Source organism: Mastigocoleus testarum BC008, from assembly GCF_001456025.1.
GTDB classification, from domain to species: Bacteria; Cyanobacteriota; Cyanobacteriia; order Cyanobacteriales; family Nostocaceae; genus Mastigocoleus; species Mastigocoleus testarum.
This window is the reverse complement of the sequence record NZ_LMTZ01000077.1, coordinates 70247-88598: the sequence shown is the minus strand read 5'-3', so window position 1 is coordinate 88598 and position 18352 is coordinate 70247. Positions and strand designations below refer to the sequence as shown.

Annotated in this window: 14 protein-coding genes; 9 read left to right on the top strand and 5 right to left on the bottom strand. The window is 38.0% G+C overall.

Going from position 1 to position 18352, the window contains the following annotated elements:
- Window positions 1–18: 18 nt before the first annotated feature.
- Both BC008_RS12255 and BC008_RS12250 read right to left on the bottom strand, forming a co-directional pair.
- Window positions 19–1284, bottom strand: a complete 1266-nt coding sequence (locus BC008_RS12255; RefSeq protein ID WP_027847029.1) for an ABC transporter permease — start codon at window positions 1282–1284, stop codon at window positions 19–21.
- A 333-nt stretch (window positions 1285–1617) separates the two neighbouring features.
- Window positions 1618–3162 (bottom strand): HlyD family secretion protein, encoded by a 1545-nt coding sequence (locus tag BC008_RS12250; RefSeq protein WP_027846360.1) that lies wholly within the window; start codon window positions 3160–3162, stop codon window positions 1618–1620.
- Between the two features lie 652 nt (window positions 3163–3814).
- Here BC008_RS12250 and BC008_RS12245 point away from each other — a divergent pair.
- Both BC008_RS12245 and BC008_RS12240 read left to right on the top strand, forming a co-directional pair.
- Window positions 3815–4078, top strand: coding sequence for a hypothetical protein (locus BC008_RS12245; RefSeq protein ID WP_027846361.1), 264 nt, complete (start codon window positions 3815–3817; stop codon window positions 4076–4078).
- Between the two features lie 189 nt (window positions 4079–4267).
- A complete protein-coding gene (locus BC008_RS12240) occupies window positions 4268–4699 on the top strand; it encodes a hypothetical protein (protein WP_027846362.1) in 432 nt (143 codons plus the stop codon).
- 123 nt (window positions 4700–4822) lie between these two features.
- Here the strand turns inward: BC008_RS12240 and BC008_RS12235 are convergent, their stop codons facing one another.
- The gene (locus tag BC008_RS12235; RefSeq protein WP_027846363.1) at window positions 4823–5713 is read right to left on the bottom strand and encodes a LysR family transcriptional regulator; all 891 of its coding nucleotides are present in this window, start codon (window positions 5711–5713) and stop codon (window positions 4823–4825) included.
- A 450-nt stretch (window positions 5714–6163) separates the two neighbouring features.
- Between BC008_RS12235 and BC008_RS12230 the strand changes: the two genes are divergently transcribed.
- The 4 genes from BC008_RS12230 (at window position 6164) to BC008_RS12215 (ending at window position 9622) form a co-directional block, all read left to right on the top strand.
- Complete coding sequence (locus BC008_RS12230; protein WP_027846364.1) at window positions 6164–6919, top strand: class I SAM-dependent methyltransferase; 756 nt, start codon at window positions 6164–6166, stop codon at window positions 6917–6919.
- 76 nt (window positions 6920–6995) lie between these two features.
- A complete protein-coding gene (locus tag BC008_RS12225) occupies window positions 6996–7754 on the top strand; it encodes a sulfite exporter TauE/SafE family protein (RefSeq protein ID WP_027846861.1) in 759 nt (252 codons plus the stop codon).
- Complete coding sequence (gene dapF, locus BC008_RS12220) at window positions 7751–8620, top strand: diaminopimelate epimerase (RefSeq protein WP_027846862.1); 870 nt, start codon at window positions 7751–7753, stop codon at window positions 8618–8620. Before BC008_RS12225 ends, dapF begins: the two co-directional genes overlap by 4 nt.
- Before the next feature lie 489 nt (window positions 8621–9109).
- A complete protein-coding gene (locus BC008_RS12215; protein ID WP_027846863.1) occupies window positions 9110–9622 on the top strand; it encodes a hypothetical protein in 513 nt (170 codons plus the stop codon).
- Between the two features lie 235 nt (window positions 9623–9857).
- Here BC008_RS12215 and BC008_RS12210 read toward each other — a convergent pair whose 3' ends face one another.
- Both BC008_RS12210 and BC008_RS12205 read right to left on the bottom strand, forming a co-directional pair.
- Complete coding sequence (locus tag BC008_RS12210) at window positions 9858–11012, bottom strand: extracellular solute-binding protein (RefSeq protein WP_027847021.1); 1155 nt, start codon at window positions 11010–11012, stop codon at window positions 9858–9860.
- Between the two features lie 393 nt (window positions 11013–11405).
- The gene (locus BC008_RS12205; protein ID WP_027844365.1) at window positions 11406–15893 is read right to left on the bottom strand and encodes an acetate and sugar kinases/Hsc70/actin family protein; all 4488 of its coding nucleotides are present in this window, start codon (window positions 15891–15893) and stop codon (window positions 11406–11408) included.
- 822 nt (window positions 15894–16715) lie between these two features.
- Here BC008_RS12205 and BC008_RS12200 point away from each other — a divergent pair.
- From BC008_RS12200 to BC008_RS12195, 3 genes are all read left to right on the top strand, one after another.
- Window positions 16716–17387 carry a Crp/Fnr family transcriptional regulator gene (locus BC008_RS12200; protein WP_027844366.1) on the top strand — a complete coding sequence of 224 codons (672 nt, stop codon included), beginning with the start codon at window positions 16716–16718 and terminating at the stop codon, window positions 17385–17387.
- A 77-nt stretch (window positions 17388–17464) separates the two neighbouring features.
- Window positions 17465–17584, top strand: a complete 120-nt coding sequence (locus BC008_RS52695; RefSeq protein WP_072207703.1) for a helix-turn-helix domain-containing protein — start codon at window positions 17465–17467, stop codon at window positions 17582–17584.
- Window positions 17585–17597: 13 nt separating this feature from the next.
- Window positions 17598–18350: a DUF2232 domain-containing protein gene (locus BC008_RS12195; RefSeq protein ID WP_027844367.1), complete on the top strand. Its 753-nt coding sequence runs from the start codon at window positions 17598–17600 to the stop codon at window positions 18348–18350.
- Window positions 18351–18352 lie beyond the last annotated feature (2 nt).

The window sequence follows — 18352 nt, the reverse complement described above, 5'->3', positions numbered from 1 at the left end:
TTACTTGTTACTCATTTCCTAATCACTGCGCAAAGCTGTTATCGGGTCTAATTTCGCAGCATTTTTCGCGGGGATAACTCCTGCAAGTAAACCGACTAGAAATGAAAGTCCAACACCAGCGATCGCTGACAAGACCGAGATAACTAATGGAAATTCAAATACGATTGAAGCAATAATTGCGATCGCAACTCCACTAAAAATTCCAATCGCACCACCAACAATAGAAATAAATATCGATTCTGTTAAAAATTGAGTGAGTATGGCTGAAGATGTGGCTCCGACTGCTTTACGAATTCCTATTTCTCGGGTGCGCTCAACCACAGAAACTAACATAATATTGGCTATTCCAATCCCACCAACTAACAAGGAAATTCCCGCGATCGCTACCACCATTAAGGTCAATAAACCTAGAACACTGCTTAAAGTACTTATAAGTTCGGCTTGATTCCTAATACTAAAATCATCCTCTTCCGGGGGATAAATATTATGTCGTTGACGAAGAAGATTAGTGACTTGGAATTGAGCTGCATTTAAAGCTTCTTGATTACTGTTCTGGACATAAATTCCACTTACGGAAACACCTGTTAAAGCATTATTACCAACTATTCGGGCTGACATGGTTGTCAGAGGAATGTACACTGCATCGTCTCTATCTCGAGGACCTTGGAAACCTTTAGCTTCCATCACCCCAATCACTTGATAAGCTTCTCCTTGAATCCGAATATTTTTACCAATTGGATTCACACCAGTAGCAAAAAGTGATTCTTGAACCGTGGGAGCAAGGACAACTACTTGTTTGGCGATATCTAATTCTTCTTGATCGAAAAATCTGCCTTGTTCGGGAAAGGTATTTCTTGCTTCTGGGTAGTTTAAATCTGTGCCGTAGACAGTGGTTGAGGTATTTTCACCACCATATACTAATTGGGTATTTTGTTGTAGATAAGCAGAGACAACATTTGCTGAAGGGGCTTGACTAGCGATCGCTTGAGCATCTTCCCAAGTTAGAGTACTACTCGAACCCAACCCTTGACGGATATTCCCACTTCTAGCTGCACCAGCCCTAACTTGTAAAACATCAGTCCCTAAGGCTGAAATTTGCTGTTCGACTCCTTTTTGCACCCCTTGACCGATGGAAGTAATAGCAATCACCGAAGTAATACCAATAATTACACCTAGCATGGTTAGTACTGTGCGTAATTTATTACTCCATAGTGCCTCAACTGCCATGGAGAAAATTTCTAGATTTGATACTCTGCCTTTATGGGGAGGACGAAAAAAAAACATATTTATTAATAAGGACGCTATCTGTCCTGGCTTCTGACTCATTACTGTACGCTGTCGCGCCCCGCTTGCGCTAACATTACTTATTACTCATTACTGTGCGCTGTAGACACGCTCATTGTCTGTGCTTACGCCCCGCCTTGCTAACACTTTGTGTTTGCCCGCATCCTAGCGGATGTTAGCGTTGCTAGCGTAGCGTACCGTAGGTATTGCGTGACGTAGTCATACAGCTTTGCTGTCTATAACGCGTCCCGCTTGCGCTAACATCACTCATTACTTATTACTTATTACTTGTTACTTATTACTTATTACTTATTACTTATTACTTATTACTTATTACTTATTACTCCTAGAACCACCACCCGGTAGTAGACCGCGACGCCTTGACTTGGGACGGGAACCGGGAGGAAAGTTAACTAATACTTTTTCTGTTCCTTTTAAGCCAGCTTTAACCTCTGTTTTGCCATTCGCAGCAACGCCGGTTTCAATTACTTTAAATCTTGGTTTGCCATTGCTTTCGACAACATAAACACCAGTTGCATTTCTTCGCCGAACAACCGCTACAGAGGGGACAACAATCACATTCTCTACTCCATCAACTTGGAATTCCATTTCCACGTTCATTCCCGACAAGAGCATTTTTTGAGCTTCCTCAGAAACCAGTGCTACTTTGACTTCAAAACTAGTAACATTTTGTTCGATAGTGGCTTCACTGAGAATTTGCGATACCTTACCCTCGAATTTTTTTTGTGGGTAGGCATCAGCTTTAATAATCACTTTTTGACCTAAACGGATTTTGCCAATATTTGCCTCAGCTACATTGGCGATAATCTCTTTTTTAACGGAAGATAAGGACAATATAGAAGAAGAAACAGCAGAGGTAGCAGTACTTGCTGACGTCGTAGGAGTCACAAAAGAACCAGGATCGGCATATATCTTGCTGATTTGTCCGTCAAAGGGAGCCGTAACAATAGCGTCATCAACCTGATTCTGAATATATTGCAATGAACCACGGGCAGAAGTAACCTGAGCACGGGCTTGCAGAATTTCTTCTGAACGGGTACCTGCTTTGAGAAGCGTTAAAGCTTGCTGTTGTTGTTTGACTTGTGCTTGTGCTTCTTGGATTTCTTCTTGTCGGGTCCCTACTTTTTGTAAGTCAAGGGCTTGTTGTGCTTCTGCTACCTGTGCTTGAGCGGTTTCTAGTTCGGCTTTTTTTTGGTTAAAAGTTTCTCGGGAAATAGCTCCTTGTTTGTATAGTTGCTCGTAACTGCTGAAATCAGCTTGCTTTTGGTTGAGGGTAGCCCGAGCGCTGTTTAATCTTGCTTCTGCTTGGGCTATTTCTTGGGAACGATTACCTGTAACCAACTTTTGCAGATTCGCTTTAGCTTGTTCTAATTGGGCTTGTGATTGATTAATTTCTTCTGGTCGATTACCTGCAATTAGCTTTTGCAGATTCGCTTCGGCTTGTGCTAGCTCCCCTTTTCTTTGGATAAGTTGACCTTGAAGGTTAGAGTTATCCATATGAGCAATAACCTGTCCTTGCTTAACTCGCTCCCCTTCTTTTACTTTTAAGCTTTTTACGGTACCTGAGCTTTCGGGACTGACATTAACTGACATTTGAGCTTGAACGGTACCATTTGCTGCAATAGTAACTGCCAGGTTTCCCCTTTCTACAAGCAGTGTTTGGGCATTTCTTCTTGCTTCTCGCCTGGGAATAATAACTAACTGACGATAAGTAATAAAGCTTCCCCCTACTAAAAAGCAAATTATCAGCGCCCAAAATAACCAATTATTTTTATTATTTTTTTTTGATACTGGTAGTGGCTCGAGAAATTTTTTATTTTGATTCCCTTGTTTATCTTGTGAAGAATCTAATTTCATTTATTTAACCTATTTAAAAATACTACAAAACTCCATTGATTATGAGAGCAAATAATTAATTTTCGATATTATTAATGTGTAAAAAAGCTTTAATTTAAACTGTAAAAAATAATTTCTTATTGACATACATTAATTAAATATGTTTTTAGAATTACGAATTGTATTAAAGTCTTTTATGCTATTTTTTATTCAATAAAATAGACAATAAATCAAAATACTTATTACAAAGGCTTTAAACGCAATGTTTATTCGTATAATTTGTCAAGCAATAATTAATTTTTACTAACAACTTCATTGTAAAAATTTTATTCGAGTATTACATCAATCAAAATTCCTAAATTAATTCATGACTAAAGTGATTGTTGTAGTGTGACTAAAGTCATGTATTCAGTATTTACATTTTATCTGAAGACTGATACTTAAAAATAATGTGAGGGAGCAGTAACAAAAATTTTATATCAACGCAGAGGTAATTGTGACATTTTTCCTCGCTTATCCGGACGTGAACCATCTGTCCTTTTACCCTTTAAGGCTCTAGCATGAAGTCGTCTAGTCAAGTGATAATTTTGAAATACTTACGCTTAAGAGAATAAAACGCCACTGTAACTGCATAAGTCAATTTAGCATCCAGCTAAACATATACAAGGTTCAAATGATAAGGCTATTACAAGTAGTTGAATCTAAGATTGTTCTTCTAAGTAATGCAATGCAAGCAGATAAGTTACGTCTAGAAGCATCAATCAAACAGTGTGAAGATAATGCATCAAATTTATATCAAGAAATTGATAAATATAAGCAAGAAATGAGGGAGGAAATCTCTAAACTACGCGAGCAAAGTCTTCACTGGATAGATGAATTTATCGGGAGGTTAGAAACTGAAGCAATCGCTTCTATTACTAATTTTGACTTAAATTAAATTCGCTCAAACTTTCATTTTTTCTTAACAGATAAATTACGTCAAGCTATTGAGCAATGCCTCAATATTCATCAACCAGCTATAATCAAAATTACTGAAAAAACCAAAACATCTATATTTGAAGGTGTTCGCAAGTTTGCTGATATTCCCAAGATAGAAGTAGATTTAGGTTCAGTAAACTCTCCTAATTTGGAGGATGTTATATGGACAAACATAGATACTTTAAATCTATTAATAAATGAAATAGGTATTGATGAAATTCCGCAGCTTTTAACTAATTTATTTATTCATCAAAAAACAGAGTCAGAAAAATCAAAACATGCGATTACTTATCGTCAAAAACTACAAGAATACATACCAGAATTGAAAGATTCTATCCTGGAAAAAATCACTGATATATACGCTCAAATAATGACCAAAATTGAAAAACAAATTGAACAAGCATATCAGGAGGAAATAGCTGCATCTCTAGCAGCTATGAAACAAGCACAGCAAATAAGTATTTCTGGGGAAGAAAAGATGTTTACTACCAATGAGGACGTACAAATAGCAATTTCCCTTGTTAAAAATACTCGTTCCGAACTCCAACCTTTAAGGGAAAAGCTAAGAGTTGGTATTTAAGTCAATAAAACGCCTGATAAACTAAGGTTATGAGTTAAAAATACAGATTATTAATGAGGGTAAAATAGAGTTGCTAAAATTACCCAAACTCCAGAATCTGCGATATAGCGTTTTTACATTCCCCTAATAATTGCTACCCACCTTACCACAACACATCACCAAAAAATTCTCCAAACTAGGAGAAGTATTATTTTTCCGCCAAATCATCGCAATGCTGACCTGTGGAGTTGCTTCCAGCAAAGGTTTATAAACCACGCCTGTGCGTTGTAAATTCTGCAAAGACTCTGTGACAATAGCTACACCCATCTCTGCAGCAACCAAACTCACAATAGTTTGCATTTGGATCGCTTCTTGAACCACGTTGGGACAAAAACCCGCTTGCTGACAAAGACTAATAACAGAATCGTACAGTCCAGGTGCGAGAAACCGGGGAAATAAAATAAAGGGTTCGTCAATAAAAGACTTCAAACTTACCACCGGTTCATTTGCTAGTGGATGGGTTTGTGGAATTGCTACCATCAACGATTCTTGAAAAACTTGTTTCCAGTCAAATTTATCTTCATTGACCGGGGGACGCACAAAACCCACATCAATTTGATTTGTATCAAGTTGTCGTAATTGTTCGTCTGTAGTTAGTTCGTGTAATTCTAGACTTACATCGGGAAAATGACTGCGAAATTCTCGTAAAATATCGGGCAAAATGTTATACGCAGCAGAACTGACGAAACCAACTACTAACTTTCCTTTCTCTCCTCGACTTGTCTGTCTTCCCGTTTGGATCGCTTGTTCTAATTGGTGAAAAATGTGCTGAACCTCATGGAGAAAAACTTCTCCAGCTTCAGTTAATTGCACTTGGCGTTTTGTGCGATAAAAAAGTTCAAAACCTAACTCATTTTCTAATTGGCGAATTTGTTGACTCAAAGGTGGTTGAGCAATATGTAACCTTTGAGCAGCACGTCCAAAATGTAATTCTTCTGCTAATGTCACAAAATATCGCAGGTGTCTTAATTCCATATTTTGAGGAATTGGTAATGGGTCATTGGTAATTGGTAATGGGTAATAAGTAATGTTAGCGAAGCGGGGCGCGACAGCGCACAGTAATAAGTAACAAGTAAATATTTTTAATCTTTTTCCCTGTCTTGGTGCGCATTCCCACCCTGCGGGGTCGCTAAAAGCCGAATTGTAACTTGCGTTGTTGCGGGGTTGTCCCAGGAGGGAGAAGTTACACTAACGCACTGCTGTTCTCCATTCCCTCTAACCCAATAAATATATTTTAGATATTAATAGGTAGTGAAAAATATATTGGACATTATTTAAAAGCTTATTTATTGTAAAAGTAAGGTTGTTACAGAGATTACATGCATGTTGGTGTAAGCGTAGCAACATCATTAAACCTAAGAAATTTTCTTAACCTTCAACTATCAACTGTTAGCGGTCTAAACAAGAGAACTAAGGAATTTTTGTATGATTAAGAATAATTGGAAAGCTACTCTTTATGAGGGTAAGCACAGTTTTGTATGGCAAAATGCAGGAGATTTGTTAGAGTTACTTGCTCCCAGATCGGGAGAAAATATCCTCGATATCGGTAGCGGAACCGGACAGTTAACAGAAAAAATTTCCCAAAGTGGGGCTACAGTAATGGGAATTGATAGTTCTGAAAACATGGTTGAAAAGGCGAAACAGAACTATCCCAACTTACAGTTTAATGTTGTTGATGCCAGAAATTTCCAGTTTGATACTACCTTTGATGCTGTTTTTTCTAATTCAACTCTACATTGGATTCCAGAAGCTGATGCAGTAATCGATCGCATTGCTAAATCTCTCAAAGTAGGTGGACGTTTTGTCACAGAGTTTGGTGGTAAAGGAGATGTTCAAGCAATAACTACTGCTCTATCCCAAGCACTCAAGGATATTGGAATTACTCAAGATCATCCTTGGTATTTTCCCAGTATTGGGGAGTATGCAAATAAGTTAGAAAAACATGGTCTTGATGTAAATTATGCTGTTTTAGTTCCTCGTCCAACACCTTTAGCTGATGGAGAAGCAGGTTTAAGAAACTGGATTGAGATGTTCTGCGATCGTTTCTTCACGGGAATTACCACAGAAGAAAAAACTCAAGTAATTAGCAAAGTAGAGGAAATGTTACGTCCGACTTTATATCAAGAAGGTACCTGGATTGCTGACTATTGGCGAATTCGCATTGTCGCTGTCAAAAACTAGTCAAAAACTAAATTCTTCATCTTGCTTACCATTACCAATTACCCATTACCCATTACCAATTACCTATTACTCATAAATGCATGATTTTTCACCATTTTTACTATTTCTAGCAGCTTTAGGTGCAGGAATTATTAATAGCGTAGCTGGAGGTGGTGGGTTAATTGCTTTTCCCGCACTTTTAATTGTAGGAGTACCACCGATTTACGCTAATGCAACAAATAAGACTGCTTTATGGTTCGGTACTTTTGCGAGTACTATTGCTTACCGTCAAGAACTTTCCAATCCCAGATCGGAACTATTTTTATTAACTATTACGAGTGTAGTGGGAGGAATTTTTGGTTCTTATTTACTGCTATACACACCACCGCAAATTTTTGCTCGCTTAATTCCATTCTTAATGTTAGGTGCAACTGGAATATTTGCTTTGAGAAAATTGAGGTTAAAAATTGGCGTCAAGCGATCGTTTAAAACTAATTCGCGTCTACGAATATTAATAGTTGTGCTTTTGCAGTTAATTGTTGCAAGTTACGGTGGTTTTTTTGGTGGAGGTGCAGGTATATTGATGCTTGCGGTTTTAAATATGACTGGTATTCAGAATATACATATCATGAGTGCCTACAAATGTTGGTTAGCTACTTGTATTAATGGTGTAGCAATTATAAATTTAGCACTGTCAGATGCGATAGTTTGGGACAGAGTAATAATCATGGGTGTTGGCGCTTTAATTGGTGGATATGGAAGTGCTTATATTGCTCGTAAATTAAATCCTATTTTGATCGGTTATGCGATCGCTGGAGTTGGTTTTAGTTTAAGTATTTATTTCTTCATAAAATGAAATTTCATAAATATCATGCACTGGGTAATGACTATTTAGTTGTTAATTCTCAGGATTTAAACTCTCAAGAGTTAAACTCTCAGGGTTTAATAACTGAATTGACACCCGAAAATATTCAGAAAATATGCGACCGTCATTTTGGAATTGGTTCTGATGGAATTTTACTCGGAACAATACAACCTAAAACGAACAGATTTTCCCTACGCATTTTTAATCCTGATGGTAGTGAAGCAGAAAAAAGTGGTAATGGACTGCGAATATTTTCCCGCTATTTATGGGATATGGGATTAGTTACAAACAAACAATTTTCAATTGAAACAATTGGAGGAATCGTTAAATCTGTAGTTGATAATTCTGGACAGATGGTTCGGGTAGAAATGGAAAAAATTAGTTTTTGGAGTAATGATATTCCTGTCGCAGGAGAAGCTCGAGAAGTTATCAATCAAAAAATTAATCTTGGTGATAAGGAGTTTAACTTTTCTGCTGCAACCATCGGGAATCCCCATTGTGTAATTATTTTGCCAGAAGTCGATTCACAAATAGCAAAAAAATATGGCTCACAGATTGAAAACCATCCTTTATTTCCCCAGCGTACCAATGTTCAGTTTATGAAAATACTCGATCGCAATAATATTCAAATTGAAATTTGGGAAAGAGGTGCAGGTTATACGTTAGCTTCAGGTAGCAGTAGTAGCGCAGCTGCAGCAGTGGCTTATAAACTCGGTTTATGTGATACAAAAATTACTGTAAAAATGCCAGGTGGTTTAATTTCAATTCGAGTAAATGAAGATTTTAATATTATAATGAGTGGTGCAGTAACCCAAGTCGCTTCGGGAAAAATATCCCAGGAAATATTTGATATTTGACATGTATTCAAAAATGAATATGTGGGAATACTATTTGATTGAAATATATCTTACATAAATATCATTTTGTGCCTATGTAGTGTGACTATCTTTATCTACTAGAATGAACTTTTAAATACAAAATCAACAATTAATATTTTTGATACATGAATAAATATTCCCAAATTATTTCACCTTACTGTATCTACAGGGAGAATGAAAATTTATCTACCGTTAATCATGAAAAAATATTGATAAAATACCTAAAATTAATTTGCCTTTGCTAAAATAGCATTTTAGTTAATTTATCTGTCACTAAATTGAATAGTTCAAAAAATTGAATAGTTCAAAAAATTGGAAACTAAAATCATCATAACCAAGTCCTCAAAATAAAATCTAATACTGTTGTAAGTCTCGATTTTGAAAAAATCCCTGGTTGTTTATAGATTGTCAAGAAAAACTATTAGTTGAATCTGTTAAACCAATATTTAATAGAAAACCGGATAAAATATGCGACCGGCAATACTAATCTTAGGTATTACACTTGGCACGATTTTCTGTTTCAGAAGTGAAATTTCTGCAGCAGAAGATGTTTCTGTTGCCCCCATCCCATTACCTTCTGACGAACCTCTACAACTGGAATTATTGAATAATCCCAGAGGTTTAGTTAGAACAGCTAACACAATTTCCCAAGAGCAACTCACTATTCCTAGTTTGTGGTGGGCAAAAGAAAATTCACAGAACAAATTATTGGATAATTGGATTGCATATCCTGCTACTAAAATCAGACCCGGGCGAGTAGATTTAATTGTAAACGAACAAATTTGGACGCTGCTTGACTATCTAGAGCGTTACAACTTTGTTAATTACTTGGGTGGTGTAGTACGCGGTAACAAATACAACATGAGAGTTTTTAATTATCAAAAGGAACTCTTAGCAACTTACACTTGCAATTTTCAAACTATTAAACCTTTGTGTCAGATAAAGATGAATACTCAAACTTTTTTAGAGATGAGTTTTTAGATTGGGAGTCAGGAGTAATACTAAATCCGGATTAATTACCCCTTTTTAGAATGAGAGAGGGAAGTGTGGGAGGTGTGGGAAGTGTGGGGGAAAATCCCAAAAAATATAAAGGGGTTTTAAAAATCGGATTTGGTATAAGGAGTAAGAAGTAAGGAGTTCAGGAGTCGTTTAACTAATGTCCTACGGACACGCGATGCTAATGACCTCCGCAAAGCGGTAAAAGCTTCCTGCTCTGCTAACTTTTAATTTTGGCAAATAAAGAATCATACTCTTGGGCTGCTTCCTTTGGTAAAGGTAATAAAAATTCACTTTTTTCCAAAGTAGATGAGTTATCAGTCAAGATTTTGTTCAAAGGCTGAGAAATATCATCTGCTGATATTTTAAGATTGATTGGGGAATTAGTTTTAGTTAATAAAGAAATTTGTTTAGCAATATCTTTTTGCAAACAAAAATCAATCCACTTATAAAATAAGTTAGTTTTATTTGTGTTTTTATTCGTTGGATGTACCCATAAATCAGCCCATAGTGCTGTTCCAGAACTGGGGATAACTACAGTAAGTTGAGGATAACGAGCAATTAAGGGAAGTACATCACTTGACCAACCCACACCGATCCAAGTATCACCAATAATTAACGGTTCAATATATCTATCGGAACTATACAGTTTTACTTGTTTATTTAAAGCGCGAAGTTCAGACTCTAGTTGAGGTACTTCACTCAGCTTTTGAGTATTGTAAGATTTACCTATTTTTTTTAAAGTTAAACCGATCGCTTCTCTTGATTGGTTCAGCAAAGAAACTCGCGATCGCAACTCCGGACGCCATAAGTCTTTCCAGTCTTGGGGTTTCCAATCAAAATCTTTAAATTTATCGCGATTATAAACAATAACCGTACTACCCCAACGATAAGGTGCAGCCCAAATTTTTCCCTTCGAATCTGCCAAACCCTTATCATTACGCTTAACTAATTCTTGCCACTTTCGATCTAAGTTAGACCATTCTTTGATTTCACTTACATCAAGTGGTTGAATTAATTGTTGCTCGATTGCTGCTGCTAGCCAATAATCACCCAATGTGACCAAATCTGCTACTGGAAGGGGACGCCATGGTCCAAAAGGTAATGAAGAAAGCCAACCTTCGTCTTTTTTACCATTGATTCGAGAATGCCAAGTTTGTAAATTCTTATATGAACTTTTTAACTGTGCTACCGCCGAAAAATTTAGATTTACCCCTCCTTGCAAACTTTTACGAAACTTCCCCACAACTTGACCCGGGATAGAACCATTTAATAAGGAAACTTTCAGGGTTTCTTGATTTCTCCCTCCACACCCAACTAGCAGCTGTGATAGAGCAAATGAACTAGCTGTAACTAAAAAAGACCGTCGCTGCATCGCTTGAAAGTTCCCAATATAAGTCCAGTAATATCCTAATGTTTTTTCATTGTCGGGTATTTTCTCATACTGAGTAGTAAGCACCCCAGGGGAAGTTAAAAGTCAAAATTCATTAGCACAGCGTGTCCGTAGGACATAAGTCATTAGCGGATCCGTAAGGTAGCGGCTCCGTAGGTAGCGCAGCTATAGCTAGAGGCTCCCTCCGCCGTCGCCGCAGGCTCTAGCGTGTCCGTAGGACATAAGTTAAACAACTCCCGACTCCTGAACTCTTCACTCCTTACTTATTACTTATTACTTATTACTTATTACTCATTACTTATTACTTATTACTCCTTACTCCTTACTCCTTACTTATTACTTATTACTTATTACTTATTACTTATTACTTGTTACTCATTCCTTTTGCACACCCACAACAAAATTCACAGTGTAAGGTTCTTTTAAGGATTGCTGAGTACTTGCTTGAATTACATCTAAGTAGCGACGTAAACGCTCCAACTGTCCTAAATTTGGACGATAGGTAAGACTACCTTGTTTTTCAAACAAAGGTGCATTTGCAATTGCTTTGTAATAAGGGTTTTCTAAAGAACCATGGGTAATCCATTGAGAATTCTCAGCTTCAGGTATCAAACCTTGGGGTAATTCACCTTCAAGAAAAGCTAATAAACGTTGCTGACAACTACGAGTATTAATTCCACGACCTTCAAATAACTGAATTAATTCGCCAAATGATACCGCTCGTTGGGGTAGTAACTGCAATAATTCTGTAAACAGAAAATAATCGGTGTATTGTTGTCTGGGAATTTCCAATACTTGGGGATGTAAGGTTAATAAAGCTAAACCGTAGGCTACACGCGTACATCTAGGAGTATTATCTTCACCAAGATAGGAATCTTGGATAATTTTGGCATTGGGAAGTTTTTGGCGCAACCAGCGACTTACAGAACCCAATGAAGCAACACCACCAGTTAGAATTGCTTGGTCAACAGCTTCTGTCGGAATTCCACGAGCTACGAGCAATCGATTAATTTCCCGATTCAAACGTCTAACAAAAGGAACAAATACCTGAGATTCTAAATCCCTACGCTGTAAAACCCATCTTTGATCTGCTAGTTCAATCTGAAAAGATTCTTGTTGTTGCAAAATTAATTTTAAAGCACCAGCAGCGTTAAGTATCGCTTGTCCTAATACAGAACTTTCTAATCGTTGTTGCAAACGAATCCGAGCTTTGATATCCGCTTCTCCAGGACGCGGTAACTCCAACTTATCCAGTCCTAAACTAGATAAGCGCATTTGCTCTAATCCAGGAACCGATGGTTTCCATGAAGTATTACTTTGGGTGCTTGCACTTTCTGGCTTGCTAAAACGAGATTCCCGCCATTTTTCCGGAACTAGCAACTGACAAACAATATCTTGCTCGATCGCTTTTCCTGCATAGAAGAAATTATGCAACATGAACTTGCTATGAGTTAATTCATGTAAGTTTTGGGGTATATCAACAAGTCCCATTTCTGTCGCACTAGCCCCAATATTAACGATCAAAGTGTTACCAATAAAACTTTGGGAATTGCTTTTGGGGAACAAAGAGCGTTTAGAACCCTTAAATTTAACTGTTTCACCCCTTGCACCATCTAATTCACTTAGTAAACCAGCAACGGCTTCTTCTACAAAAAATACTTGTTGGGGGTGTTGTACAAGTTTACTTGTAAGTAAAGCTTCTCGAACATTGAAGCGATATTGTTCCGAAGAATTAGACGGACAGGTACAGATAACACCAGCAAGATTATTGATGACTACATCAAAAGTTTCAGAGGGTAAACCATCTGCTGCTGCAGTTAAGCCCAAAGTTGTACTTTTACGATCAGACTTAAAAGTTAACAATAATTTTGAGAGCGATCGCACAACCCAAACTAGAGGAATGGTAGACAGTTCATTGAGTTGTAATAGAGGTTCCCATTTTTGTCGCCCTTTATTCAAAGAAATTTCGGAATGGTTTTTGTAAGGTAAAGCGACCTGTAAATAAGGTTTTAAGTAGGCTGAAAATAGATTGCGATCAAAGGCTGGCGATCTAGGTTGTTTCTCAGCAGCTTCGTCTAGAGAACTGACTGAAGTTTGTTCGGAAGCAACCGTTGAGGAGGGTAAGTAAACTTCAGCTGGTAAGCGGAAAGAACGTTGAACGGAATTTAGTGGGGGTTGGTTTGGAGCGGACCAATATAAAGGATAAACTTCTTGGGTCGAGCGATTTAATAGTACAGCAGAAATACCAGTAGTACCCAGATCGACTCCCAAGTACCAAACTGAATTTCTGATCTTATCATCCACTTGAGCCGGATCTATATTTCCTGTAGCGGAAGATAAATCATTGGCTTGTAAATCACTGCTTTGAGTATTGCTAATAGTAATGTTCTGGGTTGAAATTTCCTCCGTAAGTCCTAGAGTCGGGCTTAAATCTAACTGAGTATCAGCGCACTTCTCTGTAGGTTTTGAGTCTGAATCTGAGTCAGAATATCCAGGAGGTGTTTCCCAAGCAGAAATTTCTAATTTGGGTAGATCCTTTGCACTTGTGCTCAGAGGAGTATTACTTTCAGCGTGATTTTCTAATTGAGGCTGTGGAGCTTGCTCCGCATCAAAATTATTTAAATCCCAATTTAATTGTTGTCGCTGTTCGGAATTTAAGGAAATTTCAAGATTCGATCTATCAATTGCAGCTTGTTCTTGTGTTAGCAAATCCTCTTCTGGTGAAGCAGGAAGATAGTCATCTGATTTCTCCGCTTCTTCTGAAATGCTTGATGAAGTTTGTTCTTGATTTTGATTTTCTGCTGGGTGTACTGAATCAAGGGGATCTTGACCTTCTTGCTTCTGTATACTTTGGTCTTGAGTGAAAGTTTCCACCTCAAACATATCCCCTTGAATACCTAGTTCTGGCAATAAATCTGTCAAAGCTGCGATCGTATCGCCACCGTTGGGAATATTTTCCCTTCCTGGAACTGCTTCCGATTCAGGAACTTGGCTTGAGTCTGGAATTATATCAGACTTAAAAGAAGCATCAGACCTAAGAGTGTCATTATTTACATTATCCTCTGTGACAATACTTTCCGCACTTTCCTTAGTCTCTTCTGCCTCAGTACCTATATTTTCTTCCAAGGGAAATGTATTCCACATATCCTCCATGACTTCTTCAGCGGTAACAATGTCCGGGAGAGTCTTAACCGTATTTTGACTTTCATACTCCTCTGAATCTGTGGTGGATATGGCAGATTCTATACTTAATGAAGGAATATTTTCTTCCGTATCAGAATCCAAATCCAGGAATGTTTCCTCGGGTTCAACCGGTAACTCAATTTTAGGTGTAGAGGCTAGCAAATTAGCTTCTACTGTTAATCGTTCTGTTATATCGGCAACATTTTGCCCATCAGAAATATTAAGATTTGTTTCTGTGATTGCTTTACTATCTTTTTCTTCACCACTTACCGCAGCAGTTTCACGAGAAGAAGTATCAGTTCCAGGGACAGTGTAGGAGTCAAAATTAGTACCTTCTATCCTGCGCTCTTCATCTGTAATATTATCCAGTGTTCGGGTACTATCTTGTGAATTAACATTCTCAGCAGTATCAACTATGTCACCAGGACCAAATAAACTGGCATATAGTTCATCAACATCATTACTTGCAGATATCTGATTTTGTGGCTTATCTTGTGGCTCATATTGTGCAGTTTGGGTATCTTCAAAGTCCAAACTTACCGAATTTTCATGTATATTATTAACCGAAGAAGGCTCTAAAGTATCATTTTTTGCTTTATCTAGATTTAAAAGTATCGAATCTAAGTCTGGTATAGAATCTGTACTATCAACAATACCTGCATCAGTATCATTACCCGTCATCAAAGTAGATGATTGAATATCTTCAGTTGGCGAAACCAAAGAATCTACATTTGTAAAATTATTGCGATCTTCAAGTTTAGTTTCGTTTTGAGACGCATTTTGAATGGTATTATCAGAGCGCAGATGCTGACTTAAATTATCAATTAAATTGGTCAGTAATGTCTCACCTTGCACTCCTTTAGAATGCATTCTGGAGAGTGATTGAGACAACGAATCATGGTAGGTGAGAATATTACGCTCTAAAGCGTTAAACACCGCGTTGACGGTGCTATCTAGCGCTAACAAGCGATGGTCTAAATCGCCAGTAAGTCTTGTTAGCTGCTGTAACTGATCGAGAGAATCTGATAAAGCCGGAGCAGATGAAACTATCAACGCTTCTGGATTTAAGTCGCTGCTAGCCGTAGAGGAACTAGCAGCACCGAACTCAGGTAAAGCTTTTTGTTCTACTTCTTGTCCTACTTGTCTACCGAAATCTTGTTGTGGTGCATCCGCTTTATAATTAACACCTGGGCGAACACGATTCATCAGCACCTGCAAAAATTCGGAAATCATTCTTTCTTGATTTGCAACTTGCTGCGCTAACGAGTAGTTTTGTAATCGTTTTTGCTCTAAATGCCTAATTTCCTCGACCAGCTTAGCCCTTTCTTGTAACAAGGTTTGCATTTCTAGCTTTAATGGCTCGAGCAAAGTTCTCAACTCTGTCCTTGGCGATATTCCCAACTCGCCTGAGCTTTGGGCTTCCTCTCCAGGAGATAGTTGACCGCTTTGATTGACAAACCTTGCTAGCAATGGAGATAGCTGTTGCTCGCCATCAGATTCTCCCAGGCTTCTAACAGCATTGCTTTCTTGTAAATTGACAAGAAAAGCACGGATTTTTTCTAAAATTTCTCGTGCGTCCTGCTCTTGAGCCAGAACTCGATGTAAGCGCTTGCCTTTATGGGCAAGTAAACCTTCAATATCTGCAATCAGCCTTTGGATTTCGGTTGTGCGGGAAGTCACAGTGGTATACCGTTTTTTGAACTTTACGTCTGAGGATGTGGAAATTACTTTAGCAATTACGACCTTTAACGACTACTACAGGTAAAACGATCAAGTTGAACGCGTTCATTTAGTTGCCGATGATTCTGTTTATATGCCTTAACTTTCTTTTGGATCACAACCATTTCCGGGGATACAGCAAAAGTTAATTTCAAGTTCTCGACACACAGTTGAGAATATTAGATCGCAACTGTTGTCAAGTCTTTATTTTGCAAAAATTAATTACTCTGAGGAATGTAAACTTTATGTATTTATGTTACGAATCACTTAAACATGTATTTTCTTTAGTACAAGATAACGGAAGTAAACCAATTATTCATATTAAGTTTCAAGGGAAAAAGACAAAACTTATGTCCTAATAGATACCAAAAGCAAACATAATGGATGATTTCTGCTGATACAGGTCGTCCGGGGCGTAAACACTGTGATAATAAAGGTTTAATCCCCTTTGAGGATCCTAATTTTTGCTTTGTTATAACTTTCATGTCGGAAATAGGATATCAAAAACAGTATTATGCCGTGCAGCACTTAGTCCGTCTACTAGATGAGGCACAATATTTTAACCGATTGGATACGTTTTGTTAAATATGGGTTGATGTAAAACATTTACTCAGTTTAAACCCATAAGTAAATATTTTTGAGTATTGGAAAAAATACCTTGTTTGTGAAAGTTGTGTAACATAGTTTAGCTTTCTATTTGGAGAATGCTGTGCTTTGATAGCTTAGGCTGAAAGTAGTTTTTTTGTTTGTTGTGTATATTGCAGCTTTAGTAAAGACGCCGTAATGGATGACTCTTGGATTCGTCATGCTCCTTTCTTTGAAGGACTATCAGAGGAAGTAATAGGACCAGCACTCATACATCTTGTTAGTCGCACTCATCCATCGAACCAAGTAATTTTATTGGAAAATGATTGGGGCGGCTCAGTATATTTTATTGTGGATGGATATGTCAAAATTCGTACTTACAACTTAGAAGGCAGAGAAGTAACCCTTAATATTTTAGGTAAGGGAGAATTATTTGGTGAAATGGCTGCACTCGATGAAGTGCCCCGTTCTACTGACGTGATAACTCTTACACCAACGGTTATTGGCAGTATGCCATCCCAGGATTTTGTCACATTACTGCACACAGAACCCCTTGCTGGAGTGAGGTTATCGCAGTTGATGGCAAGACGTTTGCGCCAAGTTAATCGGAGATTGCGCTTGCGAGAGTCTGATAGTCAGTCGCGAGTTGCAGATACATTACTATTTTTAGCCGAGGGTCAGGGTAAACAAGGAACATCAGGAACTGAAATTCCGAATTTACCCCATCGGGAATTAAGTAGTTTGAGTGGCTTGGCGCGGGAAACAGTTACACGAGTCTTAACCAGGTTAGAAAAGAAAGGTTTGATTAAGCGGGATCATGACTTCATCTGCATTCCCAACATATCAGCACTAGAAAAAATGATCGTGTAGCAATTATTTTTGAGGTCACAAATTAAGGTGGTAAGTTGAGGTAATAAATGAAAAATGACAAATGAGATTCGAACAGTTTGATACGAGAAACAGTTACACAGGCTTTAACTAAGTTACAAAAGAAAGGGTTGATCGAACAGAATTATGATTTTAATTTGATTCTTGATACATCAACCTTGGAAAAAATCATAGTGTAACAATTGTTCGGATATGAGCATTTCGGATTCTCTGCCAGATGAAACCGAAGGTAATTCCAGGGGATCGTCCTCCGGAGATTATCTGCAGTCACAAATAAATTTGAATAAAAACCTAAACCAACCAAGCAACCTGATTCAACCGCAATTATCCGTTGGAGCCCCGTTGCGGATGGTAGAAACTGCCTTCTTAGCTAGTACCTCCAGCTTGATTTGGTATCTCAACTACTACATTCCTTTGGGGCTATTGCGGATGTTTTTTCCCTTACCAATTGCCCTAGTTTATCTCCGTTGGGGTAAGCGAGCTTCGTGGATTTCGGCAGTGGTTTCCGGGTTGCTGCTGTTGGTTTTAATGGGACCGACCCGTAGCTTATTGTTCGTTATCCCTTATGGCTTAATGGGGGTCCTGCTAGGGGTTACTTGGAATCGTCGCGTACCTTGGAGCGTTTCTATTCCTCTCGGTGCAATGTTGGGAGCCTTGGGAACCTTTTTTCGTTTGTGGCTGCTATCCGTTTTAGCTGGTCAAGACCTGTGGGTCTACACCATATCCCAGGTAACAAATTTACTGGAATGGTTGTTTTTGAAACTTGGTATTTTAGCAACTCCTTCAGAATTAATGATTCAAATTGGAGTTATGGGACTAATTATGACCAGTAACCTTGTGTACTTATTTGTAGTGCATATTGCTGCTTGGTTGCTTTTTGACCGTCTGGGAAATTCTATACCCCGTCCACCTCGTTGGGTGCAAATACTCATGGATTATGAGTAATT